Source organism: Phytobacter diazotrophicus (assembly GCF_052061655.1).
Taxonomy (GTDB): Bacteria; Pseudomonadota; Gammaproteobacteria; order Enterobacterales; family Enterobacteriaceae; genus Phytobacter; species Phytobacter diazotrophicus.
The window spans coordinates 3,482,493-3,507,035 of record NZ_CM125428.1; the positions used below are offsets into that span (position 1 = coordinate 3,482,493).

A 24,543-nucleotide genomic window follows, 5' to 3' on the forward strand; every position below is an offset into this window, starting at 1 on the left:
TTATATTTGTCCAAGTTTTGTTGCGTAAATATTTTATAAACCTTAAATATCAACAAATTAAATGTGATTAATTTTTATGCTTAATTTGAGAAAAAGGCGTAAGCGTCCAGGTCGCTATGCAGCGACCATGCACGCAGGCAGAAGAGAGGAGTTAGAGGGTAATAACGTCGAGGGAATTGACCTGTGATTGCCACAGTTCAATCTGTTTTTTACGCGCGGCCGATAACTTACCGCTGGTGACCAGCAACCATTTTCTTGTCGGCAAAATCTCCGGCGCCAGCATGGCTGGCGGAACCGGAAGGATATCGATGCGATGCCCCTGCCCGGTCAGCCGAAGCGCTTCAAGCCAGATTTCACAAGGGTCAGTCAGATGCCAGCCGGTGATTAAATAATTATCGCCTGGCGCTCGCTTATCCCCTTCAAGGCAAAACGAGGTGTAGGAGATAATAATGCCGTCGAGGATTTCACGTAGCGTCATCATTGCCGCAATATTGGCGGACATTTTACTGCGCAACGGGCGCAACACTTCCGTGACCAGTTCCGGGCGAGGATACTCACGTCCGGAGTCGTAAATAAGCTGTCGCAGAGAGTCAATCTTCCCCTCTTTCAGCCGTGACAGCATATTCTCTTGCAGAGTGACCCAGTTGTTCGTTCGCCGCATCTCTGGCCTTGCCAGCAGCGGTTTAACCTGGCTAACAGGCACCCCTTTTTTCACCCAGTCGAGAATTTTAAGCGCCTGTTGCACGTCGTCATCGTTGTAAAGCCGGTGCCCACCTTCCGTGCGCATCGGTTTGAGCAGACCGTAGCGGCGCTGCCAGGCGCGTAGTGTGGTCGCCGTTATCCCGCAAAGCCGGGCAAATTCGCCAATGGAATAAGTCATAGTACGCTCAAAGAAATAAACTCTTCTTACTATACTACGGATAAATCCCCCACGCAGGATAGTGAGTAAGATCAGGCGCCTGGCGTTTCGGATGAGGGGGCTGAAATCACGTCCATGAGCGAATGTGTTAAGCATTCATCCGGGCGCTAACAGGCCACGCTTTTTGACGTGAACCACCGGGTTACGGTGCTGACGCCTGCGGGCATTTGCAGTATACTCCCGCCTTTCATAATCAACACCCGGACGCGGCCTGCCCTTATGTGCCGCGTCATCAATGTAAGGTATCCCGGTGAATATTCAGGCTCTACTCTCAGAAAAAGTCGGTCAGGCACTCATTGCCGCAGGTGCGGATGCGGATTGCGAACCGCAGGTCCGCCAGTCTGCAAAAGTCCAGTTCGGCGATTATCAGGCTAATGGCGTGATGGCAATTGCCAAAAAATTGGGCATGGCACCGCGACAACTGGCCGAGAAGGTACTGACTCATCTCGATCTCAGCGGGATCGCCAGCAAAGTGGAAATCGCCGGGCCTGGTTTTATCAATATCTTCCTTGCCCCGGAATTTCTGGCAGACCAGGTAAGCCAGGCGTTGCAGTCCGACCGTCTGGGCATCACGAAGCCGCAGGCACAAACCATCGTTGTCGATTATTCAGCGCCGAACGTGGCGAAAGAGATGCACGTTGGCCACCTGCGTTCAACCATCATCGGCGACGCATCCGTGCGAACCCTGGAGTTCCTCGGTCATAACGTGATCCGCGCGAACCACGTCGGTGACTGGGGTACTCAGTTCGGTATGCTGATTGCCTGGCTGGAGCTGCAACAGCAGCAAAACGCGGGTGAAATGGCGCTGGCGGATCTTGAAGGTTTCTACCGTGAAGCCAAAAAGCATTACGACGAAGATGAAGCCTTCGCCGAGCGTGCCCGTAGCTACGTCGTGAAACTGCAAGGTGGCGATGAATATTTCCTGCAGATGTGGCGAAAACTGGTCGACATCACCATGTCCCAGAATCAGATGACCTATGACCGCCTGAACGTAACCCTGACGCGTAAAGACGTGATGGGCGAAAGCCTCTATAACTCAATGCTGCCGGGGATCGTGGCCGATCTGAAAGCCAAAGGGCTGGCAGTGGAGAGCGAAGGCGCAACCGTGGTGTTCCTGGACGAGTTCAAGAACAAAGAAGGCGAGCCGATGGGTGTGATCATCCAGAAGAAAGATGGCGGCTACCTCTATACCACCACCGACATTGCCTGTGCCAAATACCGTTATGAAACGCTGCATGCAGACCGTGTGCTGTACTACATCGACTCCCGTCAACATCAGCACCTGATGCAGGCCTGGACTATCGTGCGTAAGGCCGGTTATATACCGGAGTCTGTTTCTCTCGAACACCATATGTTCGGCATGATGCTGGGTAAAGACGGCAAGCCGTTCAAAACCCGTGCGGGCGGCACAGTGAAACTGGCTGATCTGCTTGATGAGGCGCTGGAGCGTGCCCGTCGTCTGGTGGCTGAGAAGAACCCGGATATGCCGGCAGACGAGCTGGAAAAACTGGCTAATGCCGTAGGTATCGGCGCGGTGAAATACGCGGATCTTTCCAAAAGCCGTACCACCGATTATGTCTTCGACTGGGACAATATGCTGGCGTTTGAAGGTAACACCGCACCGTATATGCAATACGCTTACACCCGCGTACTGTCAGTGTTCCGTAAAGCGGATATCGACGAAAGCGCCCTTCTCGCCGCGAAGGTGGTGATCAGCGAAGATCGCGAAGCCCAGTTGGCCGCACGCCTGATGCAGTTTGAAGAGACGCTGAATGTGGTTGCCCGTGAAGGGACACCGCACGTGATGTGTGCCTATCTGTACGATCTGGCGGGCCTGTTCTCTGGCTTCTATGAACATTGTCCGATTCTGAGCGCCGGGAATGAAGAAGTCCGCAACAGCCGCCTGAAACTGGCGCTGCTGACCGCGAAGACGCTGAAACTGGGTCTGGATACGCTCGGTATCGAAACCATCGAACGTATGTAAATCGACGGTCTGTAACAAAACCCGGCAAATGCCGGGTTTTGTTTTTATATCGCCATGCATGATAAAGATTCCCTCAGCCCCCAGGGAGAGGCTCAGGGTGAGGGGTGTATGCAGCTCAGCTGGTGGGATCCTTTCACCTTTACAATCCCCGCGGCCCCGCAAAGAAATCGGTGCTTCGCACTGTGTTCGCCTCCCGCCCCGCTGCCTGCGGTCGGGAAAAAGGGTCAGCCCTGGCTAAAAAAGGTCGAAGACGTTCACAGCATCTACCGATCGCACCAAACGTAGCCCCGGCAAGCTTTGCGCCGTCGGGGAAGCTTAGAAATACTTACGCAGATACTCGGTCAGACACAGCATCGCCATGGCCTGACCATACGGCATAGAAGTCAGCGGGATCTGGCGGTAGAAATCGAGATTGCTGCCCATACCGGTACCGAATGAGACCTGCAGCAATTCGCCTTCAGGTGAGATATTCTTCACCACCGCTTTGATCGCTTTCTCAGCAACCTGCGCATATTCCTGGCCAACATAACGCTTACGTACCGCTTTCAGAATACCGTAGGCAAAACCGGCGGTTGCCGATGCCTCAAGATAGGATGTCGGATCGTCGAGCAGCGTATGCCACAGCCCGCTTTCGTCCTGGCATTTCGCCAGCGCAGCGATTTGTGCGTTCAACACCTGTACCAGATAACGGCGTACCGCATTGTTTGCCGGTAAATCCACCAGCTCCAGGAAATCCGGGATCACGATGGTCAGCCAGCTATTGCCGCGCGCCCAACGGGCATGCGCGAAGTTATGGCAACCTTCGTAATTCCAGCCGTGGAACCACAGGCCTGTCTCCCTGTCCATCAGGTTCTGCACATGCAGCAGGAACTGATAGGTCGCCTCTTCCACATACTCAGGACGGTTAAGCAGCTTACCGATTTTCGCCAGCGGCAGAACGGTCATCATCAGGGTGTCATCCCACATCTGCTGATGATTCTCTTCTGCCAGAGTGATGTGTTGCATACCGCCGTGATCCGTACGCGGCATCTCATTCATCGCCCACTCAGCCCAGGTCTCCAGCCACGGCAGGAAAGCCGGATTCCGGGTCTCTTCATAGCGATACGCCAGCGTCAGAAATGGTGCCATGGTGTTTACGTTCTTGGTCGTCGCGCCTTCGGCAAAACGGTCAGCGAACCAGCTATCAATCACGTCACGCACCGTCTGGTCACCCGTCTGCTGATAATACTGATACATACCGTACAGACCGACGCCATGGGTCCATTCCCAGCCCGCCCAACCTTTGGTGTCAATCACACGCCCGTCGTCAAGCCGCAGTAAAAACTCGCCGGTGGTGTCGTGAATATTGACCAGATTATGCGTGATCTTCTGAATCAATGATTTCAGCTCGTCGCGGGCGATAAAACGCTCTGGCTGACAAAGTAACGGGCTATGTTTGACAGGCCAAACCTTCATATTCTTAACCTCAGTTGTAAGTCGATTTCAGTGACGCGTTTTCTTTCAGGGAAGGCGCGGCAGGTTTATTACGATTCAGGTAGCCGATATTGTTGTTGCCCCACAGGGACTCAAACGGCATGCCGGCCAGCATCTCAACTGTGGCACGCGCTTGTGGCGTTGCGCTTTCCGGAATTACACGACCGGACTCACGCATTTTGGCCGTCTCTTCACGCAGAACGCTGTGGGTTTTCAGGTTCAGTTTGAAACGCAGAGAGACCAGGAAACCGCAGGCCAGCACCAGCAACGTACCGAAGCACATGATCATCAGGATGGTATGGCTCACTTCCGGCACCTGCGTTTTCTGACCGGAGACAAACCCGGATGCCTGCATCACAATTCCCACCAGCATGACCGCACCGGCCTGAGAGGCTTTACGGGTCAGGGTCATGATGCCGGCGAAGATCCCTTCACGACGCTGACCGGTAACCACTTCATCGATATCCGCAATATAGGTATAGGTGTTCCAGGGTACGTAGTTGATACCACCACGGCCCAGACCGGCAACGGCAGACACCAGCAGCAACAAGGCATAGATGTCGCTCAGACCCGCCCAGTAGAGGATGGCGAAAGACGCCGCGCTCAGACCAAACAGCACCACCACCATGCGATAAGATGGCGCCGGTCCAAAACGGATGCACAGCGGGATCATGGCGATAACGGCGATAAACTGGAAGATAGCCATGGTGCCCAGCAAGTTAGACGCGACAGACGCTTCCTGCATCAGAACGAAAACAACATAGTAGGTAAAGACAGCGTTAAAGACGTCCTGTGCGATATAGCCGCCCAGGTACATCCCCAGGTGCTGGCGGAAAATCTTGATGCGCAGCGTTGAGCTCAGTTCAACAAACAGGCGACGCAGGCTCTGCCCCAGGGTCAGGTGTTTTTTCTCCGCTTCGGCACGCAACGCGGCTTCGGTCCACGCTTCGCGCGGACGCTCCCAGGTAAAGCACCAGACAAAAGTCAGCATCAGTGCGCACAGTACAGAGAACACCAGGCTTGCGTAGAAGAAAGAGATGGGGTTGTCTTTACCGAAGTGTGCCAGCAGCAGCCCCGGCAGGAACGAGGCCAGGATGGCAGACATCTGCGCCATCGAGATACGCGCGCCGGAGAATTTGGTTTTCTGTTTGAAATCATCGGTCATTTCCGGCACCAGCGTTTCGTACGGCACCAGGATCATGGTATAGACCACATCAAACAGCAGGTATGTCAGCAGGTAATACCAGAAGCTCATGTCCCCTACCCACATAATGGAGTAGCTGAACACACAGGGGATACCTAACAGGATAAAGAACTTCCGGCGACCAAAGCGTTTACCCAGCCAGGTCGAGCCGAAGTTATCGGTTAAAAAGCCCATCAATGGACTCACCACCGCATCCAGTACCCTGGCAGCCGCAAAAATAAACGTCGCTTCGATAGGCGTCAGGCCACAGAACGTGGTGTAGAAATAGAGTAACCATGCGGCGGTAAGTGCTGTCGTGCCCGCCCCCAGGAAGTCGCCCGAACCATAGGCGAGGTAGTTAACCAATCCAATTTTACGTGTTTTCATTGCCGTTAACCCTGTTTATCAGTGAGGGACCTCTGGCAATCCGGCTTCGCCAAAGGTAATGCTTACACGGCTAAAGTAAGAGTATGTGCTTTGGGATACCTTTCTGTTTCTGCCACGACCGGGAGGCAAATGGCAAAAATACAAAGAGTGCCGCAACGCGCTTCACTGATTTATAAAACAGTGTTTCTTTTGGTTCAAAAGGCAGGGTCATAATTTGCGAGCCAGCCATCAGATTCCTGAGAGGAATGGCGATGGCTGGTGAAAAGACGAGCGGCTAACGGTAGTTAACGATAACCTGGATACTGCTAACATTGAGGGCGGGAATCAATCTTCCACCGCCGGGGACTTCCCAGATAAAGCGTAACGGCTCAATCGCGGGCACATCGGCGAAGGCGACAGTGGTTCCGCTCTGGGCATCGAGTTGCACACAGCGTGTCTGGCTACACAAGCGTGTATTTAACCCCGCAGGCGTCGGGCCGTTTAGCTCATAACGCCACGAAACTACTGTCATCAGGCCATTGACCGGCTGCGAAGGGGCAAGAACACGCGATGACATGGCCTGCCCACGATTACTAAGAATGACCCCGATATTGCTTGCCTGCCATGCGCCGTTTCCGGCGGCATGGACAAACAAAGGCAACGCAAGAAGTAATCCGGCAAGCTTACGCATTATTTGCCTCCGATGGTCGCCGTCATCCGAATCGGACGGTTATCTGACATTTCCATGTTCGACAGCACCACCAGTTGCGGCAGGCTGCGGCGCAGGAAACGAGACAGTAATGGACGCAACGCATGGTTTACCAGCAATACCGGCGGCGCGCCAAGCATCTCCTGACGCTGCAATGCTTCCTGGGTTTGCTCAAGTAAACGATCGGCAAGGCCCGGCTCCAGCCCACCGCCGCCTTGCAATGCTTGCAACAGGAGGCGCTCCAGCGGCGTATCAAGGCCAATAACCTGCACTTCGCCACTGCCAGGGAACCATTGCTGCGTAATCGCACGGCCCAGCGCCACACGAACGACCGTGGTCAGTTCGTAGGGATCGGTTTGCAGCGGAGCGTGTTCTGCCAGCGTCTCCAGAATGGTGCGCATATCGCGGATCGGTACTTTTTCTGCCAGCAGGTTTTGCAGCACTTTATGCAGCGTTGTCAGCGTAACAACTCCCGGTACCAGATCTTCGGTGAGTTTCGGCATTTCCTGGGTCACGCGGTCAAGCAGTTGTTGCGCTTCCTGACGCCCAAACAGCTCCGGCGCAAACTGGCCGATCACGTGGTTCAGGTGCGTTGCGACAACCGTACTGGCCTCCACTACGGTGAAGCCCTGGATCTGCGCCTGCTCTTTGAGGGCGCTCTCAATCCAGATAGCCGCCAGGCCAAAGGCCGGATCGACAGTCTGTTCCCCTGGTAACGAACCTGCTGCGGTCCCCGGGTTAATCGCCAGCCAGCGCCCTGGATAGGCATCACCACTCCCCACTTCCACCCCTTTCATCAGGATGCGGTAACGGGCTGGCGGCAAGTCCATGTTGTCACGAATATGCACCACCGGCGGCAGGAACCCCATGTCCTGGGCGAATTTTTTACGAATACTGCGGATACGTCCCAACAGTTCGCCATCCTGCTGGAAATCCACCATCGGAATCAGGCGATAGCCCACTTCCATGCCCAGTGAATCTTCCAGTTGCACATCATTCCAGGTGGCTTCCACCGCCTGGTTATTTTCTGGCATCTTGATTGGCGTCGCTTCCGCCGGCGCCTTCTCTTCTTTACCGCGCAGCCACCAGGCCAGCGCCAGCAGACCCACGGTGAAAAGCAGGAAGACAAAGTTCGGCATACCCGGGACCAGACCAAACAGACCCAGTACCGCGGCACTGAGCACCATTACGCGTGGGTTAGTAAACAACTGGCTAACCATCTGCTGGCCAACGTCTTCATCGTTTGCCACGCGGGTCACGATAACACCCGCTGCGGTGGAGATAACCAGCGCCGGGATCTGTGCCACCAGACCATCACCGATGGTCAACAGGGTATAACTCTGCGCCGCATCGCCCATCGACAGGCCATGCTGCAATACGCCCACCAGCAGACCGCCGATGACGTTGATAACCATGATCAGGATGCCCGCGACGGCGTCACCGCGCACAAACTTACTTGCACCGTCCATGGAGCCGTAGAAGTCAGCTTCCTGGGTCACATCGGAACGACGACGTTTCGCCTCATCTTCACCGATAAGCCCGGCGTTAAGGTCGGCGTCGATCGCCATCTGTTTACCCGGCATCCCGTCCAGTACAAAACGTGCGCCCACTTCCGCGATACGCCCCGCACCTTTGGTGATAACCATAAAGTTAATGATAACTAGGATGATGAACACCACGATACCGATGGCAAAGTTACCGCCAACAAGGAAGTGACCAAAGGCTTCAACCACCCTACCCGCCGCCGCCGTGCCGGTATGGCCTTCCAACAGAATGATACGGGTAGAGGCAACGTTCAGCGCCAGGCGCAGCAACGTTGTAAACAGCAACACGGTGGGAAATGCCGCGAACTCGAGGGTTTTCTGGGTGAACATCGCCACCAGAAGCACCATGATCGAGAGCGCAATGTTGAAGGTAAAAAGCAGGTCGAGCACGAATGCCGGCAATGGCAAAACCATCATCGACAGAATCAACAAAATCAGCAGGGGCCCCGCCAGAATTTGCCATTGTGTTGATTTCAGGTTGCCAGGCAGACGCAACATTGCCACCAGATTAGCCATCAGTGTCCTTCTCGTTCATAAAATCCAGCGACTCTGGCACTGGGAGATTTTCAGGTCTGGCAGGGCGTTTACCCCCGGCCAAATTCCAGCGTTTCAATTGCCATACCCAGGCTAAAACCTCAGCCACGGCCGAGTAAAGCTGGCCTGGGATCTGCTGACCGATTTCAGCATGGCGGTACAGGGCGCGCGCCAGCGGCGGCGCCTCAAGAATCGGAATACGGTTTTCGCTGCCAATTTCACGAATACGCAGCGCAATCAAACCTGAACCTTTCGCAATCACCTTTGGCGCACTCATTTTATTCTCGTCATATTGCAGTGCGACGGAGTAGTGCGTCGGGTTCGTTACAATCACATCGGCTTTCGGCACATCTGCCATCATACGACGGCGTGCCGCGGCACGTTGTAGCTGGCGGATACGCCCCTTAACATGCGGGTCACCCTCCTGCTGTTTAAATTCATCACGGATATCCTGTTTGGACATGCGCAATTTTTTCAGGTGGCTGTAGATCTGCCAGAAGACGTCGAACCCCACCATCGGGATTATCGACAGCACGACCAACAGGCAACACATCCCGGCCAGATTCAGCGCGCTGGCCATCGCAGTGACCGGTGCTTCCATCATCAGGCGCATGATTTCCGGCCATTTATGCCACAGATAAAAGGCGGCCACGCTGCCCATCAGGGCCGTTTTCATGATGGCCTTGACCAGTTCTGCCACGACCTGCGCTGAAAACAGACGCTTAATACCACTCAACGGGTTAATTTTGGAAAAATTAAACTGTACCGATTTTCCGCTTAATACCAGTCCACCCAGTACCGGGGGAGCAGCAAGCGCCACCAGCACCACACCTGTCACCAGTGGCAATAGCGCCAGCACGGCATTTTTGAGCAACTCGATGAGATGCCCAAGGATCATTTTTTGGTCATTGATAATGCCATGATCAAAACGTAATCCCGACGACATGATGCCCGACAGTTTGCGGGCAAACGCGTCCCCACCCATCCAGAGCACGCCCACCCCAACAAAGAGCATCAATATTGATGTCAGCTCTTTCGATCGGGGAACTTGCCCTTCCTCACGGGCCTTCTCTTTTCGGTGGGGTGTGGGGGCTTCTGTTTTGTCGTCGCTATCGTCTGCCACGGCTCAAATCCACGGGTAGATGTTTGATGACATAATGCCAGAGTCAAGTCGGTCTAATGGGCAGAGTAAGGCATAAAAACACGGGGTTTTCGCGATTTGAGAAAAGGAAAAGTGCATGTACTTATTCGCCAACGATATACTACCGTGTGGGTCAGATAAGCTGCTTTTGCAGCATATGCCTATATAAAAGATATAAACCGTAATTAACACAGGGATGATAACCATGCTGTTCAATCAGGAGCAGAGACGTCATCACACAATGATGTGTCTCGCAGCGGTACTGATTTATCATTGTTTTTTCTTTATTGTGGCACTGCTGCCCAATTATGCCGTGCTCTATCATTCAGGTTTTGCTGCGCTATTTGTCGGCCTGGCCGTGAGCTTGCCGTGCACACTCCTGCTCTGGCAATACTACAACCATCACTACCCTTTTATGCCGTTGGGGCAATTTAATCCCGGTTATTTCGCATTGGGCTTACTGGCTATCATCGCACTCAATATTGTCTGGCAGTTTTTGGGGATCGAAGAAGAGTGGGTAGCATCGCTAAAGAGCTACTCGGTTTCTGCGCGTTGGGGTCTGGCGTTCGCCATTTGTTTTATTGCCCCGTTTTGTGAAGAGGTGATTTTTCGCGGCTTCTTACTCAACGCCTTTCTGCGCTGGGGACGCTTTGCCAGGCAGCAGAGCATCGTGGTGACTTCGGTAGCCTTTGCGCTTATGCATACGCAATACCACGCGCCAGCCACCTTTATCTGGCTGTTTACTTTTTCGGCTCTGCTTTGCGTGGTAAGAATGTCATCCGGTGGGCTACTAGTACCAATGCTGCTACATATGCTGAATAACACCGCCTCATTTTCCTTGTCCACGATGAGCTAAAAAAACGGGAAGCATTGCTGCTTCCCGTTTTATCAGTATGGCTCAGTGCAAGGACATCAGAAACCGAGACTGTCGAGCAGATCGTCAACCTGATCCTGGCTTGCCACCACGCCCGCTTTCGTCGCATCAAGCTGCGGCCCGTTGAGCAGACTTTCGTTTTCACGTTTCGGACGCGCAGACTGATCGGGAATGTTTTCGATCAGCACCATCAGAAGCTGTCGTTCAATTTCCTGAATCACATCCATCATACGCTTGATAACCTGACCGGTAAGGTCCTGGAAATCCTGCGCCATCATGATGTCTAACAGTTGCGCGTTGGTGAAGCTGGTGTGGCCCGGCACATCCCCGAGGAATTTACGGGTGTCGGTCACCAGTTCACGGGCATCTTTCAGCTCGATAGGATTTTCAAACCACTCATCCCAACGCTTGGACAGGGATTTAGCCCCTTTTTCCATCGCATCCTGATGCGGTTGCGACGCCTCGACGCTATTGAGTGCGCGTTCAGCTGCCTGCGCGGTCATCTGCACCACGTAATCAAGACGATCACGGGCATCAGGAATGGCTTCCGCCGCTTCAGCAATCGCCTGATCCAATCCCAATTCACGTAAACTGTCACGCAGCATACGTGTCAGGCTACCGATACGGGCAATGATATCGCTGGCTGAATGTTCTTCCGTAGGTTTAATTGAAGGTTGAATCATCGTCCAGTCCTCACATGCCGAGTTTCTCGAAAATCTTACCGAGTTTCTCTTCCAGGGTTGCAGCAGTGAAAGGTTTCACTACATAGCCGCTCGCGCCAGCCTGAGCCGCCGCGATAATGTTTTCTTTTTTCGCTTCTGCCGTGACCATCAGTACCGGCAGCGAAGACATGTTGCCGTCAGCACGAATCGTCTTAAGCAGTTCCAGTCCGTCCATGTTCGGCATGTTCCAGTCGGAAATGACGAAACCAAAACCACCGGTCTGGAGTTTGTTCAGCGCGTCAACGCCGTCTTCGGCTTCCTCGACGTTGTTGAACCCCAGCTCTTTTAACAGGTTGCGCACGATACGACGCATCGTGGAAAAGTCGTCGACAACCAGAAATTTGAGCTCTTTATCCGCCATAAAACATCACTCCTCGTTAAATACGTATTGCCTGTCCGGCACTAATTTTTGCCAACATCTGCTGGCTTACCTGGCTAAGATCGACCACTTCGCTGACGCCACCCATATTGATAGCTTCGCGCGGCATGCCGAACACCACACAACTTGCCTCATTTTGTGCAATGGTCCAGGCTCCAGCCTGGTGCATCGCTAACATTCCGGCCGCACCGTCATTGCCCATACCGGTGAGGATAACCCCCACGGCATTGCGCCCGGCGTATTTCGCGACCGAATGAAACAGTACGTCCACAGCAGGACGGTGACGGTTCACCGGCGGCCCATCGTGGATCTTAATCTGATAGTTTGCCCCGCTTCGCGCCAGCTCCATATGCTTGTCGCCCGGTGCAATATACGCATGCCCCGGCAGGACACGCTCGCCATCTTCCGCCTCTTTTACGGTAATCTGGCACAGCTTATTCAGGCGTTCGGCAAACGAACGGGTGAACCCTGGCGGCATGTGCTGAGTAATAAGAATACCCGGACTTGATAGTGGCAATGGCTGGAGTACATGACGAATTGCCTCTGTTCCTCCGGTTGAAGCGCCAATCGCCAGTAATTTTTCCGAACTTAACAACGGACCAGACTTCAACGCTGCCGGAGCTGCCGACATGGGTTTATGTGCCGCAAGGCGCGCGCGCGAGGCGGTACGCACTTTTTCGGCGATCATTTCGCTGTAGGCCAACATCCCTTCGCGAATACCGAGCTGGGGTTTAGTGACGAAATCAATCGCCCCTAACTCCAGCGCACGCAGCGTCACTTCTGAGCCTTTTCCCGTCAGGGAAGAAACCATCACCACCGGCATCGGACGCAGACGCATCAGTTTTTCCAGGAAATCCAGACCGTCCATCCGCGGCATTTCCACATCAAGCGTCAGCACATCAGGGTTAAATTTTTTAATTAAATCCCGTGCAACCAACGGATCCGGCGCCGTCGCCACCATTTCCATATCGCTGTGGCTATTGATAATTTCGGTCATGATTTGGCGCATCAATGCAGAATCATCGACGGACATTACCCTGATTTTACTCATGCTTTATCCTTACTCAGCGCGTAAACGGTTTGACCACGCAGGCTAAACTCACGCACAAGGTTGCTGAAATTCTCCGAATGCCCGGCAAAAAGTAGTCCGTCAGGCTTAAGCAATGGTGCAAAACGATGCAAGATATCCTGCTGCGTCGTTTTATCAAAATAAATCATTACGTTACGGCAAAAAATCGCGTCAAACGGTCCAGGGACGTTATATTGTTTATCGAGCAAATTCACCGAGGTGAAATCAACATAATTCGACAGTTCCTGACGCACGCGCACCAGACCGGCATGGGGCCCGGTTCCGCGCATGAAGTAACGCTGTAGCTGTTGCGGCGACAGCGTTTTCAATTCATCCTGGCGATAGACACCGTTGCGGGCTTTTTCCAGCACTTCGGTATCAATATCGCTGGCAATTACCTTGAAACGACCCGGTGCCATACCGAGTGCATCCGCCAGCGTAATCGCAATGGAATAAGGCTCTTCACCGGTAGACGCCGCGGCACTCCAGACGCGGTACTCGCCGGTACGCTTGCGGGCATGCTCCGCAAGAACCGGGAAGTGGTGAGCTTCCCGGAAAAAGGCCGTGAGGTTAGTGGTCAGCGAGTTTATAAAAGCCTGCCACTCGGCGCTATTTTGGTTCGCTTCCAGCATGCTCAGGTAGCGACCAAAATCATCCAGCCCAAGGGTGCGTAAACGACGAACAAGGCGGTTATAGACCATGTCCCGCTTGTGGTCGGCGAGCACGATCCCTGCGCGTTGATAAATCAACTGACATATTCGACGAAAATGCGCGTCAGACAGCGCAAGACGCTGAGTCATCTGTTGCATGAGTGATGACGTTTGCCCAGTAGGCATTGATGATGTCATAGCGCCTTCTCATTCTGATTTAGGATACAACCGGCACTCCTTTGGGGAGTACCGCGTCTGATGTAACGACATGTTCTTCTAACTTAAACACAGCCACCAGGGAGGTCAGATGATCTGCCTGATGCGCTAACTGATCGGTTCCCGCGGCGGCTTCTTCAACGAGCGCCGCATTCTGTTGGGTCACCTGATCCATCTGGCTTACTGCCAGTGCGACCTGCTCAATACCCCGGCGCTGTTCATCCGAAGCAGAGGCAATTTCGCCCATAATATCGTTCACCTGGGTGACAGAGTGGACGATCTCCATCATGGTTTTCGCAGAGGTATCCACCAGCACAGATCCCTGCTCAACACGTGAAACCGACTCTTCGATCAGGCCCTTGATCTCTTTCGCAGCCTGCGCGCTTCGGCTGGCGAGGTTACGCACCTCCCCGGCCACCACAGCGAAACCACGTCCCTGCTCACCTGCCCGCGCCGCTTCTACCGCCGCGTTCAAGGCCAGAATATTGGTCTGGAAAGCGATACCGTCAATCACGCTGATAATATCGCCAATCTTTTGCGAACTGGCTGCGATCTCATGCATAGTACTTGCCACATTCGACGCCTGCTGCCCACCTTTACGCGCCGTTTCTGCTGCACTCTGTGCCAGGACAGATGCCTGACGAGCGTTATCAGCGTTCTGTCCCACGGTGGCCGTTAACTCTTCCATACTGGCCGCCGTTTGCGCCAGCGACGCCGCCTGTTGTTCGGTACGCGCCGACAGATCGTTGTTGCCTTCGGCAATCTCCGAGATACCGGTATGCATCGCGTAGCTGCCGTGACGCACCTCGGTCACGGTAGAACGCAGCGCAGTCTGCATCTTTTTGAGGCTGGCAAAAATGGCCGAAATTTCATTTTTACCCACTACCGCAATTGGTCGGGCCAGATTGCCCTCGGAAATACTGTCAAAGTGGCTACTGACAATGGCCAGCGGCTGAACAATCATCTTACGCGACCACCACAGCGCGACCGAGGTCAGCAACGCGGCCAGAATCACCACCACGGCAAAAATCACCGCTGAGCGCTGGTAATTGCTTTGACCCTCTGCCTTAGCGGTCTCCACAAAGTGGTTAATATGCTGCTGCCAGGCCGTAAAGTTTTTATCAAACACATCCTGCGACTGCTGAATCGGCGCCGACATAAAGTCGGATAGCTGGTTGCTTTCAAGCCACGCTGCCTGGTGTTCCAGATCGCCATGCCATGCCGTATAAGCCACTTTCGTTCCGTCCTGCAGACGCTTACCTTCATCGGTCAGCGCCGGGATACTCAGAAACTCATTAATACTGTTATCGGCATCTTTCAGATTATCTTTCGCCTGTTTCATTAGCGCTTTGATATCGTCCGGCGGATAACTCAGCGCCGTTAACGTACCGGCTTTATTCAATGATGTACTGGCTTGTAATAACCAGGCGCGGGTTTGCATCAATGCGTTGCGCTGGATGTTACTTTTTTCAACTTCTGATAAATGGGCGGTGCTTTGACGAAACGCCCAAAACGACAATCCGTTGCTCCCTACCTGCAAAATGCCACAAACGATCAAGATCAAAAAAAGTGTCGTAGAAATTCGAATACGGTTTAACATCAACGCTCCCATCAGGCGGCAAAGTGCCGCGGGTTAAAGCAGTTAAAAAGTTTCCCAGTTATCGTTTTGTCCGGACGTTAGCTGACGGGCTCTGGAAGGAGCCGAAGTAATGGCTGCCGCCGGATTAAGCGCTCCTTGCGCGGTTTTTGTAGGGACAGAAGAGAGACGGAAAGTAGAAACCGCTTGCGTCAACCTGCTGGCTTGTTCTTCTAATGCAGCCGCAGCGGCGGCAGATTGTTGTACCAGCGAGGCGTTTTGCTGCGTGACGCGATCCATTTCGGATACCGCCAGCGCAACCTGGTCGATGCCACGGCTCTGTTCATCAGATGCCGAAGCAATCTCACCCATAATGTCGTTTACACGGGTTACTGCACTGACGATATCACCCATCGTCTCACCGGCGCTTTCAACCAGTACCGAACCGGTATCCACGCGGGAGACAGAGTCTTCAATCAGCGCTTTGATTTCTTTTGCCGCCTGGGCGCTGCGGCTGGCAAGATTACGCACTTCGCCAGCAACCACCGCAAAGCCACGGCCCTGCTCACCGGCGCGGGCGGCTTCAACCGCCGCGTTGAGGGCGAGGATATTGGTCTGGAAGGCAATACCGTCGATGACGCCGGTAATATCGGCAATTTTTTGCGAACTGGCGGCAATGTCATGCATGGTTTTCACCACGCCATCCACCACTTTACCGCCGCGTTCAGCGGTTTCGGAGGCGCTCTTCGCCAGCAGCGATGCCTGACGGGCGTTTTCGGCGTTCTGTTTCACCGTTGCGGTCAGTTCTTCCATACTGGCCGCCGTCTCTTCCAGCGCTGAGGCTTGTTCTTCGGTACGGGATGACAGGTCATTGTTGCCCGCGGCGATTTCGCTGGTGCCAGAATGAATAGCATCAGAACCGGCACGCACATTGGTTACCGTATCAATCAACGAGCGCTGCATATGATCAACGCTTTGGGCCAGATCGGTAATCTCACTGCGCCCTTCAACCACCAGCGTGTCGGTCAAATTGCCGCTGGCGATTTCACGAATGTGTTTAATGACGGCGGTCAACGGCGCCAGCAGAATGCGGCGAATGCCGTACCAGACCAACGCCAGCACAACGACCAGGGCCAGCGCGAGGGCCACCATCTGCCATTTTGCAAAGTTATAATCACTCACGCTTTCGTCATAGGCTTTGCGATACAGCGATTCGCTCAACTGGGCATATTTGCCCATCGCATCACCGAGACCGTTTTGCATACCCTGTGTTGGCTGCGCAAAGTAGCCATCCATGTTGCCGCCTTCAAGAAACTGCACCAGTTCTGTCAGTCCCGCCGCATAGGTTTTATACTTTTCATCCAGCACCTGACGCGCCTCTTCCATCGCGGGTACTGATGGCATGGCACGGAAGGCGTCGTAGTGTTTTGCCGCATCAGCCAGGCTGGATTTCGCGCTTTTTAATAAATCTGTTTTAGCGCTACTTTGTTGGTTGTTCGGGTCCATCATCATACGTGCAGATGAACGGCTCAGGTTGATACGTGTTTGCAGCATCAGTTCCCAGGTTTTCGTCAGTTCGGTCTGTTGCATGCGCAGATCGTTGGAAACCGCAAAGCTTTGCTGATTTTGATTAAGAGAAGAGAATAAAAGCCCGCCCGAGAGCAACTGCAGCAGCGCAAACACTACCAGTACACTCATCAGCATTGTGACAACGCGAATACGGTTCAACATGCTACACCTTCCTGAAAACTTGTTAACGGTGTTATCGGCAAGGGGCTATAGAACTTTACATTTGCGAAAGGGAATTAAACCGTCTCAATATTAACCGTAGAAATCTCCTTCGTCTGGAATGTTAAAAAGCGATAACTCAACTAAAAAGCGAGATCGATAAGTAATGTGTCACTGTATGTTCCTCCCGGTGGGGTCGTCTGATTCGGCATGACCTGCGCCGTATAGTTATAGGTGCGTAACGTGCCATCGGTGCTGATCGATGAAGACGTCCCACTGGACCAGCGCTCCGCCCCCGCAGCCCCCCAACGGGATGATGTGCTGCCTTTATAGATTTCATAACTCAGCCGATTTGAACCGTTTGCCATCTGCCGTACCGTCCCATTGGCATTGTTGCCATTATTGATACCAATGGTATAGGCATACCCTTTAGTGCAGGTCACGCTAATCGATTGTGAAATGGCGGGGAACGCCTTCGCGATTGGCGCACTGCCGAAATTGACATTAGGTGCTGAAATCGCAGTGCAATCGTTGGTCACTGTCATGCTTACCGTAAGATTCAGCGCCAGGTTACCGCTTTGCAACTGCGTACAACCGGTTAAAATGGTCCCCACCGCGCATATGTTGTAGTAGAGATTCAGGTTTAACGTCCCCGCATAGGGGCCAGCCGAAACGCTTTGACCGGTCACAGTGCGTAAAAAGAGTGGCAGCGTATAGCGCTTCGATCCCAGTACCGTCAAAAGAAAAGTGCCATTCCAGGTATAGCCAGCCCCACCGTTCGTGACTTCGCCCGACGAACAGCCAGACACACCGCATAATTTCACCGGGATGGAATCCGTCACTGTTAAATCATCGGTACGCTTCATCGCCCCACGACTGGCAACCAGCGTTGAGGCACCTGTCATAGTGAGTGTTGCGTAGTCATTTGTCAGAAGCGACAGCGCGGAGTCGCAATCAAGATAGATATTGGTAGACACCGGTTGCTCGGCGCTATTGAGGGTAAAAGATGTCACTGACGTGCCAAATGACGGGCTGTTATTGGATAAACTGGCGGTACAGGCAGCCCAAACCTGTGCGCTCGTTCCCGACAGTAATAACAGCATTAACAGGATACGACGCATCAGTTGCTCCTCTTACACATAAGCGGGCCGTATGTTTCCAGCTTATGCTCCGGGTTGGCATTCAGGGTCAGGTTAGCGGTGCAGCGTGTGTCATCGGGTAACCGGACATTAAGCACACTGACTTCATCCAGATTTTCCAGCCAGGCAATACCGTCATAGCCCACAATAGCCGTCGGTTTGCCCTGGCGACTCACTTCACTGGTGAGCGGTAACGGATTGTTTTGCTCATCATGCAGGATCACACTCGCCACCCGCTCGCGCACCATCGGAAATTCCACCAGATAGCCTGAGTAACGACGCAGAGCAAGCCGCCGCTCGGTCTCAATGATCTGCGTGTCGGCGGGTAAATTCAGGGTGTCAATGCTGTAATTGGCCGGATAATACGAGGACACGCCGCTTATGAGCAGGTAGCCATTTTTATTCGTTTTTCCAATGAGTTGATTTTCATAATTTACCGGAATTTCCGGCTCTCCCCCCGTACTCACGACCACAAAGGCATCATTGATTCTTTTGGCGAAGAAGAATTCGTTATCCATCAGTACCAGCGATCCCATCGCCTCCCCCCACCATGTCCGCATGTCGCTGTAGCCGTACATGCCCCCCTGCAGTTCAACGTTGTTATTGCGCCAGCCGAGCGTTCCTTGTTGATAACTGTCGCCTTTGGTCTGTCGCGCCAGCGCCATATTCCAGCTCAAACCACCGTAAGAGGGCATCGAATGTCCGTAGTTAATCCGCTGCGCCGTGCCCGCATCCGCAGTGTTATCTACGCTCAGAGACACGCTGTCCCGATCGCCGAGCGGAATTTGTACCGAGACTGCGGCGTTCCAGTCACCGCGCCCATTGTCACGGCTTGCCGAAACATAAATATTGCTGTCTCCCCACAGATTCCGGCTCCATGAGAGGTTAAGCAATTCAGTCTTGCTGTTGTCAAAATTGCGAACGCCAATCCATGCCGCGCCAATATTGCCAAAATCGCCGAGATTAAAAGAGAGTGAGTATTGGTCCGTTTTACGACTCAAACTGGCTATTGGCGGCGTGTTATTGTCATTGGGATGGTCGTAATAGAAGTTTTGTTCATACAGCGCCAGGTTGCCGAAACCGCGATCGCGACGGATATGCTGCGTGGCAATGCTGAACATACCGGTACTGTACTGATATCCCCAGTTCATTTGACTACCACTGTCGCCCCGCATCTGACTTTGCGTCCATGACGAATTCACCACCCCAAGACGCCACAATTTCGCGACAGCGCCCACGCCGCCTAGCGCCAGTTTCTGCGCCCCTTCCCCATGAGCCTCCAGCGTCAAATAATCTGTCAGGCCGTAGCGATAAGACGCACTTCCCACCATGGAGCCATAGTCGAAACTGTCGATACCGTAATTACGCCGCAGCCCCCCCAGCGTTGCCGAACCATCACTGAGCCCCTCTTTAAGCAACTCGCTGGCGACATAAAACGGCATGGTGGTACTGACCTTGCGCCCTAAAGCATCGGTGGTGACCAGTACTGCATTCCCTGCACCGTTTATATAAGGCAAATTGGTCAGGGTAAAAGGGCCTGGCTCAATTTGTTTCGACCCGGCGCGGTAGCCATTAATGAATACATCAACCGAGGTCGGAACCGCCGCCTCGCCGGAAAATGACGGAATGGGCCAGGTCACCAGATCAGGACGCAGTGAAAAGTCACGCCCATAACTGATCCCCCCTACGCGTACGCTGTTACTCCAACTTAGCGAGTCGGAAATCACATCCCCCACACTCCACTGGATAGCCTTGTCTTCATCAGTCAAATGGAGGGTGGTGTCATAACGGGTATAGCCATCCTGTTGCGCAGGTTGACCCGAAAGGCGGGAGATGGCTGTCCCGGTCGTGGAAAACGTCATATTTCCGGAGAAATAGCGAAACTCATGCCAAAGAGAAGCACGTGTACCGATATTTTCCGTGTTATTGGTGTAGACATCATAATTCAGCAGCGCGCCACGCCCATTGGGTAAGGGGCTACGCTGCTGTCCGCCATTGAACGCGGTAAACCGCTCCGGCAACCACCCATCAGGAACAAACAGCAATAGCCGCTGACGTTCGCTATCGTAGTCAGTGCGCACGTTGGGTAACGCTGACACGTTTACCTCTCCCTGAGGAATATAATCCGCAGATATTCCGCAACGCTGCAGATCGGCGCTGGCGACAAAATAAGCACTGCCACGTCGCGTCACCGGTACAACCTGTTGCGTATCATAATGATTTATGACCAGGTTTAGATGAAACACCACCTGTTCATTCACTACTTGTGCATCCGGCGGCGGCGGAAGTGTGTCATCGCCCTGCTGTGCTCTGACATTAGCCGAATTGCCTAGCAGCATGATCATCGCCGGGAAAATTACCTGGCGGGAGACTGCCATTCACTTTCTCTGGCATTGATTGTCGCTTTAAGCTCGACAGGGGCAGGCAACCCGGCAGGGAGCGGCCAGGAACGCGTTTCCCCTGGCAGAACATAACCCAGCAGTCCGTCAGCAATGACCCGTGTTTGTCCACCTTGTCTGGCAGAGACAGCCGTCAATCGAACATGCACATCACCCTGGTTACGTATCTGCAGCGCAGGTTTTCCATTTTCTCGTACGACTTGCCAACTGAGTTCGCGCGGATCCACCAGCGCATGGTTTGCACTCTCAGGATAAGTAGTAATCCCCTTGCCATAAACAAAGAGCGGGATGGAGTAACGCATTTGCAGTTTGATACCCATCTGTCCCTGAGATGAGCCGGCTGGAGGGATTTCATCAACAATGATTCGGTATACTGTTCTGTGCCTGCGGGTATCTCCGTCTGTTTTATCAGGCGGATAAGCTGCTTAGTCCCTTTTTGTATGGTGACAATGGGCGGGCTGGCGACCACATCCGTCTGCGGTTGATAGCGCTCATCGCCACGCTCCTGGCGCCAACGGACGATACGCACCTGCATGGTTGCTGGCGTGTTGCCCTGGTTCTGGATCCACAACTCGGTGGCTTTATTCTCTGATCCTAACCAGGGATCAATCGGCCAGAGTAAGATTGTGGCTGCCGCATTGGCGTCTCCCATCGCAGTACACAGCATCATCATTAAACCTGCCGCCCTTGCGGCGCCGGAGGTGACGCTCATTTCCCTTCTCCCTTTACCATGTCAATGTCACAGTCAATTGATCAGAATATGTTCCCGCTGTGCCGAACGGGGACAGTTGCGCGGCGCCAAAGATGCTGAGCGCGATATTATTGGCATCGCTATAGGTGACTGACACCGACTGATTAACACCAATTTCTGTGTTTGCCGCCAGCGAGCTACTGCGGTAAATGCGATACGGAACCCGCTGTGTTCCACCGTTTAGCTGCATATTGCGTACCGTTGAGTAATACATCCCACCATTGATGCTCATGGTTAAGGCAACACCCGGCGTGCAGGCGAGTGACATTCCGGCATTCGGTACAAAGCTGGTGGAGATCTGGCCGCTCTCCACCCCCGTATGAGTACCAAAATCAAGTGCGCCCAAAACCCCACCGACGCCTCTCGTTACAGAACATCCGGGTGTAATGGTCGCGCCAACGGTAAAAGTTTGTTGCGTCACCGTGACGGCAACCGCAGGCCCTGGCAGTGTACTCATGCTCAGCGATAGCCCAAAAATGGCGCGCAACACCCCGTGACTTCTCGCGAGAGAAGCGCACTTTCCTTCTGGTTGCATCATATTGACGCTAGTAGGTCACACTCACGTTTAGGGTGTCCGTATAGGTCCCGGGCAATACCGTTACGCTGTTACCCCCGCCAGTAATGCGGCCATACAACGTGTAAGAATCCACTCCACCGCTGGTGGTGGTTCGCGGGATGGCGGCACCGTTAACGATCTCATTACTGAACGCGCTGTCGCTAAAAACGCTGTACGCCACCCCTTGCGTGTTCGTTGGCGTTGCGGAACGCAAATACCGTGCCACTGTACCCGGCGTTCCCACCGTAGTGCCTGGTGTTGCAGTATTGGTGTTGCCGGTTATCTGGACGGTATAGCTGGTGGTCGTGCATTGAATAGTGAACGAACTGCCGCCAGCGCCCGTGTTAGAAAGTTGAGTGGTCAATTGAGAAAATGTGGCGGGATTTGTACCGAAGTCCAGTGTACCGAAGTTGATACCGCTTTGAGAGGGAGAACCATTAATTAAACATCCGTTTGATAATGTCAACGTCGCCCCAATAATACCGTTACTGGTAACCGCATCGGCATTATTTACCGACAACGTCACCAATCCAGTTAACAGGATAAGGCGTATTTTCTTCATATTATATCTCCGGGAAAGGCGAGCGTTCATTCAATATAAAAGAGCAACGTCATTAAAAACGGATGTGCGTAACTCAATAGGAGTAATAAGAAAAATTTAGTTGATGTCCAACGCTTCAACCACTGAATATGACCAACGCCCTCAAAGGGTGCGTTAGTATATATTTTGATTGTTTTTCAATAAGTTAATTATAATGAAGCGTAACGAGAAAGATATATGAAAAGGATATATTAGCAATAATGTGATAAACATCACAATATATGGTATAACGTAAATTCACCATTAGCATATTTAAAATGCTGATTCGCACTGGTGCAATCACTGAAATTAAGCAGCACTTAAACTTTAAAAAATAAGTTTATTGTTTATTAACCTTATTATGATGCTCGACCATTTTTTAAAAATAAAAAGCCCATACCAATTGCAGGCCTTAAAAAATGACTTCAACCTGCTAAATTTAATAATTCACACTGACATAAATAGTATCTGAATAGTTACCCGGTGCGATCGCAGTATTTTTACCACCGCCGCGAATGCGGCCATACAGCGTGTAATAATCCACACCGTCAACTGTCGACAGACGAGGAAGCGCTGTGTTATTGGCAATCTCGTGATTAAAACTACTGTCACTATAGAGACTGTAGGCAACGCCCTGGGTGCTATTACTGGCGCTTCGCAGATAGCGTGCCGTAGTTCCGGGTATACCAACAAGCGACGTGGGCGCCGTGGTGTTGGTATTACCGGTTATCTGTACACTGTAGCTATTGGTGGTGCACTGGATCCCAAATGCATTCCCACCTGGCCCGCTGTTCGACAGTTGCGTGGAGAGTTCGGAAAAGGTGGCGGAATGGTCGCCAAAATTGAGCGTACCGAAGGAAATACCATTCTGGCTGGCGGAACCATTAACCAGGCAGCCGTTCGTCAGCGTCAGGGATACGCCAAGGGTGCCACTGCTGCTTGCCGAAACCTTAACCGGTAACGCCAGCGGCAATATGCAGGCCAACAGAAACAGATATTTTTTCATAGTACAGTTCCGGAAAAAGCGCAGTTTATTCATCACGCAGTAACAATTAAAAAATTGCACTTCCATCGCTGCATAACATCGGGCATTCCAAAAATTGCATGTCACTGACAAATAAAAAATTATAAATATCTATGCTATTCAACAAATTAATGAAAGTTTCTTACAATTTGACGTAAGTTAGAATTCAAATAATTCAGTTGCGTAACAGATTCTATAATATAGGAAGTTAAGCCGAAAGAAAACATTATTTACGCACACTAAAACAAATTCAACGCTATGCTGCCATCTGTCTCTTTTAAAGAAACCCCATATACGTAATGCGACATTATTCAGTAAATACAATGTGCCGTGTGTATTAACACGCAACATAACGGACATTCATATCATTTATCGTCAGGTATTTCTTTGCGTCGCTATATTTACGGTGATAAATACAGGAATCAGGACAGATGAATAAAAAACAAAAAGCGCGAGTGAATGGCAGGAAAGGAAAGAAACCCCCACGCGATGGCGCAGGGGTTTAAGGACGCGCGATTAGGCGACGTGGGTAGCTGCGATATCAAGCAGTGCCATCTCGTCGCTGTTCAGCAGTTTTTCGATGTTGACCAGAATCAGCATACGCTCACCCAGTGCGCCAAGACCTGTCAGGTACTCGGTGGACAGGGTAACCGCGAATTCCGGTGCCGGGCGGATTTGATCCGCAGCCAGCGACAGCACGTCAGATACGCCATCGACAACAATCCCAACCACGCGCTGACCAAAGTTCAGGACGATGACCACCGTGTTATCGTTATATTCAACGTCAACCTGGCAGAACTTCACGCGCAGGTCGACGATAGGGACGATGACACCACGTAAGTTAGTGACACCCTTGATAAAGTCAGGCGTGTTGGCGATACGGGTGACCTGGTCATAGCCACGAATCTCCTGCACTTTCAGAATATCGATACCGTATTCTTCATCGCCCAGGGTAAATACCAGGAATTCCTGGCCCGATGGCTCGCCAGCCAGTTTTGTTACATTGCTCATACCGGTCATGTTTTTA

At 52.6% G+C, this 24,543-nt stretch carries 20 protein-coding genes and 1 pseudogene; 2 read left to right on the plus strand and 19 right to left on the minus strand.

Annotated elements, in window-relative coordinates; translation table 11 throughout:
- Positions 1-151: 151 nt before the first annotated feature.
- Positions 152-880 carry a MerR family transcriptional regulator gene (locus ACS0RQ_RS16980; protein WP_039078702.1) on the minus strand — a complete coding sequence of 243 codons (729 nt, stop codon included), beginning with the start codon at positions 878-880 and terminating at the stop codon, positions 152-154.
- A 289-nt stretch (positions 881-1,169) separates the two neighbouring features.
- On the opposite strand from ACS0RQ_RS16980, the gene argS reads away from it, so the two are divergent.
- Complete coding sequence (gene argS, locus ACS0RQ_RS16985; protein ID WP_271850895.1) at positions 1,170-2,903, plus strand: arginine--tRNA ligase; 1,734 nt, start codon at positions 1,170-1,172, stop codon at positions 2,901-2,903.
- A 315-nt stretch (positions 2,904-3,218) separates the two neighbouring features.
- Here argS and bglB read toward each other — a convergent pair whose 3' ends face one another.
- The 5 genes from bglB to flhB form a co-directional block, all read right to left on the minus strand.
- A complete protein-coding gene (bglB, locus tag ACS0RQ_RS16990) occupies positions 3,219-4,358 on the minus strand; it encodes a beta-galactosidase BglB (protein WP_271850894.1) in 1,140 nt (379 codons plus the stop codon).
- A 10-nt stretch (positions 4,359-4,368) separates the two neighbouring features.
- Positions 4,369-5,946, minus strand: a complete 1,578-nt coding sequence (locus ACS0RQ_RS16995; protein ID WP_071194621.1) for an MFS transporter — start codon at positions 5,944-5,946, stop codon at positions 4,369-4,371.
- Between the two features lie 274 nt (positions 5,947-6,220).
- Complete coding sequence (flhE, locus tag ACS0RQ_RS17000; RefSeq protein ID WP_271850893.1) at positions 6,221-6,616, minus strand: flagellar protein FlhE; 396 nt, start codon at positions 6,614-6,616, stop codon at positions 6,221-6,223.
- Positions 6,616-8,694, minus strand: a complete 2,079-nt coding sequence (flhA, locus tag ACS0RQ_RS17005; RefSeq protein ID WP_039078697.1) for a flagellar biosynthesis protein FlhA — start codon at positions 8,692-8,694, stop codon at positions 6,616-6,618. Before flhA ends, flhE begins: the two co-directional genes overlap by 1 nt.
- Positions 8,687-9,835 carry a flagellar biosynthesis protein FlhB gene (gene flhB / locus ACS0RQ_RS17010; protein WP_039078696.1) on the minus strand — a complete coding sequence of 383 codons (1,149 nt, stop codon included), beginning with the start codon at positions 9,833-9,835 and terminating at the stop codon, positions 8,687-8,689. The genes flhA and flhB overlap by 8 nt, the downstream gene beginning before the upstream one ends.
- A 223-nt stretch (positions 9,836-10,058) precedes the next feature.
- Between flhB and ACS0RQ_RS17015 the strand changes: the two genes are divergently transcribed.
- Positions 10,059-10,709, plus strand: a complete 651-nt coding sequence (locus ACS0RQ_RS17015; protein ID WP_334633694.1) for a CPBP family intramembrane glutamic endopeptidase — start codon at positions 10,059-10,061, stop codon at positions 10,707-10,709.
- A 56-nt stretch (positions 10,710-10,765) separates the two neighbouring features.
- Here the strand turns inward: ACS0RQ_RS17015 and cheZ are convergent, their stop codons facing one another.
- The 13 genes and pseudogenes from cheZ to cheW all read right to left on the minus strand — a co-directional run bounded on the left by cheZ (position 10,766) and on the right by cheW (position 24,536).
- Complete coding sequence (gene cheZ, locus ACS0RQ_RS17020; RefSeq protein WP_039078694.1) at positions 10,766-11,410, minus strand: protein phosphatase CheZ; 645 nt, start codon at positions 11,408-11,410, stop codon at positions 10,766-10,768.
- A 10-nt stretch (positions 11,411-11,420) separates the two neighbouring features.
- Positions 11,421-11,810 carry a chemotaxis response regulator CheY gene (gene cheY / locus ACS0RQ_RS17025; RefSeq protein WP_039078693.1) on the minus strand — a complete coding sequence of 130 codons (390 nt, stop codon included), beginning with the start codon at positions 11,808-11,810 and terminating at the stop codon, positions 11,421-11,423.
- Positions 11,811-11,826: 16 nt separating this feature from the next.
- Positions 11,827-12,879, minus strand: a complete 1,053-nt coding sequence (locus ACS0RQ_RS17030) for a protein-glutamate methylesterase/protein-glutamine glutaminase (protein WP_039078692.1) — start codon at positions 12,877-12,879, stop codon at positions 11,827-11,829.
- Positions 12,876-13,745, minus strand: coding sequence for a protein-glutamate O-methyltransferase CheR (gene cheR, locus ACS0RQ_RS17035; RefSeq protein WP_039078691.1), 870 nt, complete (start codon positions 13,743-13,745; stop codon positions 12,876-12,878). The genes ACS0RQ_RS17030 and cheR overlap by 4 nt, the downstream gene beginning before the upstream one ends.
- Before the next feature lie 19 nt (positions 13,746-13,764).
- Positions 13,765-15,363 (minus strand): methyl-accepting chemotaxis protein IV, encoded by a 1,599-nt coding sequence (tap, locus tag ACS0RQ_RS17040; protein ID WP_271850891.1) that lies wholly within the window; start codon positions 15,361-15,363, stop codon positions 13,765-13,767.
- 42 nt (positions 15,364-15,405) lie between these two features.
- On the minus strand, positions 15,406-17,070 hold the full coding sequence (gene tar, locus ACS0RQ_RS17045) for a methyl-accepting chemotaxis protein II (RefSeq protein ID WP_271850890.1): 1,665 nt from the start codon (positions 17,068-17,070) through the stop codon (positions 15,406-15,408).
- Between the two features lie 140 nt (positions 17,071-17,210).
- Positions 17,211-18,188, minus strand: a complete 978-nt coding sequence (locus tag ACS0RQ_RS17050) for a Csu type fimbrial protein (RefSeq protein WP_039078688.1) — start codon at positions 18,186-18,188, stop codon at positions 17,211-17,213.
- Positions 18,188-20,584 (minus strand): fimbria/pilus outer membrane usher protein, encoded by a 2,397-nt coding sequence (locus tag ACS0RQ_RS17055; RefSeq protein WP_271850889.1) that lies wholly within the window; start codon positions 20,582-20,584, stop codon positions 18,188-18,190. The genes ACS0RQ_RS17050 and ACS0RQ_RS17055 overlap by 1 nt, the downstream gene beginning before the upstream one ends.
- Positions 20,563-21,278: pseudogene (locus ACS0RQ_RS17060) on the minus strand (fimbrial biogenesis chaperone). The gene ACS0RQ_RS17055 and the pseudogene ACS0RQ_RS17060 overlap by 22 nt, the downstream one beginning before the upstream one ends.
- Positions 21,279-21,330: 52 nt before the next feature.
- Positions 21,331-21,813 (minus strand): Csu type fimbrial protein, encoded by a 483-nt coding sequence (locus tag ACS0RQ_RS17065; protein WP_271850909.1) that lies wholly within the window; start codon positions 21,811-21,813, stop codon positions 21,331-21,333.
- A gap of 88 nt (positions 21,814-21,901) precedes the next feature.
- Positions 21,902-22,474 carry a spore coat protein U domain-containing protein gene (locus ACS0RQ_RS17070; RefSeq protein ID WP_271850887.1) on the minus strand — a complete coding sequence of 191 codons (573 nt, stop codon included), beginning with the start codon at positions 22,472-22,474 and terminating at the stop codon, positions 21,902-21,904.
- A gap of 457 nt (positions 22,475-22,931) precedes the next feature.
- Positions 22,932-23,498: a Csu type fimbrial protein gene (locus tag ACS0RQ_RS17075; RefSeq protein WP_271850886.1), complete on the minus strand. Its 567-nt coding sequence runs from the start codon at positions 23,496-23,498 to the stop codon at positions 22,932-22,934.
- Positions 23,499-24,032: 534 nt separating this feature from the next.
- Positions 24,033-24,536, minus strand: coding sequence for a chemotaxis protein CheW (gene cheW, locus ACS0RQ_RS17080; RefSeq protein ID WP_039078682.1), 504 nt, complete (start codon positions 24,534-24,536; stop codon positions 24,033-24,035).
- Positions 24,537-24,543 lie beyond the last annotated feature (7 nt).

Excerpts from the sequence above, each read along its gene's own strand:
- ACS0RQ_RS16980 (WP_039078702.1), bottom strand. The coding sequence starts at position 880 with ATGACTTATTCCATTGGCGAATTTGCCCGGCTTTGCGGGATAACGGCG.
- bglB (WP_271850894.1), bottom strand. The coding sequence starts at position 4,358 with ATGAAGGTTTGGCCTGTCAAACATAGCCCGTTACTTTGTCAGCCAGAG.
- ACS0RQ_RS16995 (WP_071194621.1), bottom strand. The coding sequence starts at position 5,946 with ATGAAAACACGTAAAATTGGATTGGTTAACTACCTCGCCTATGGTTCG.
- flhE (WP_271850893.1), bottom strand. The coding sequence starts at position 6,616 with ATGCGTAAGCTTGCCGGATTACTTCTTGCGTTGCCTTTGTTTGTCCAT.
- flhA (WP_039078697.1), bottom strand. The coding sequence starts at position 8,694 with ATGGCTAATCTGGTGGCAATGTTGCGTCTGCCTGGCAACCTGAAATCA.
- ACS0RQ_RS17015 (WP_334633694.1), top strand. The coding sequence starts at position 10,059 with ATGCTGTTCAATCAGGAGCAGAGACGTCATCACACAATGATGTGTCTC.
- cheZ (WP_039078694.1), bottom strand. The coding sequence starts at position 11,410 with ATGATTCAACCTTCAATTAAACCTACGGAAGAACATTCAGCCAGCGAT.
- cheY (WP_039078693.1), bottom strand. The coding sequence starts at position 11,810 with ATGGCGGATAAAGAGCTCAAATTTCTGGTTGTCGACGACTTTTCCACG.
- ACS0RQ_RS17030 (WP_039078692.1), bottom strand. The coding sequence starts at position 12,879 with ATGAGTAAAATCAGGGTAATGTCCGTCGATGATTCTGCATTGATGCGC.
- cheR (WP_039078691.1), bottom strand. The coding sequence starts at position 13,745 with ATGACATCATCAATGCCTACTGGGCAAACGTCATCACTCATGCAACAG.
- tap (WP_271850891.1), bottom strand. The coding sequence starts at position 15,363 with ATGTTAAACCGTATTCGAATTTCTACGACACTTTTTTTGATCTTGATC.
- tar (WP_271850890.1), bottom strand. The coding sequence starts at position 17,070 with ATGTTGAACCGTATTCGCGTTGTCACAATGCTGATGAGTGTACTGGTA.
- ACS0RQ_RS17050 (WP_039078688.1), bottom strand. The coding sequence starts at position 18,188 with ATGCGTCGTATCCTGTTAATGCTGTTATTACTGTCGGGAACGAGCGCA.
- ACS0RQ_RS17055 (WP_271850889.1), bottom strand. The coding sequence starts at position 20,584 with ATGGCAGTCTCCCGCCAGGTAATTTTCCCGGCGATGATCATGCTGCTA.
- ACS0RQ_RS17065 (WP_271850909.1), bottom strand. The coding sequence starts at position 21,813 with ATGAGTACACTGCCAGGGCCTGCGGTTGCCGTCACGGTGACGCAACAA.
- ACS0RQ_RS17070 (WP_271850887.1), bottom strand. The coding sequence starts at position 22,474 with ATGAAGAAAATACGCCTTATCCTGTTAACTGGATTGGTGACGTTGTCG.
- ACS0RQ_RS17075 (WP_271850886.1), bottom strand. The coding sequence starts at position 23,498 with ATGAAAAAATATCTGTTTCTGTTGGCCTGCATATTGCCGCTGGCGTTA.
- cheW (WP_039078682.1), bottom strand. The coding sequence starts at position 24,536 with ATGACCGGTATGAGCAATGTAACAAAACTGGCTGGCGAGCCATCGGGC.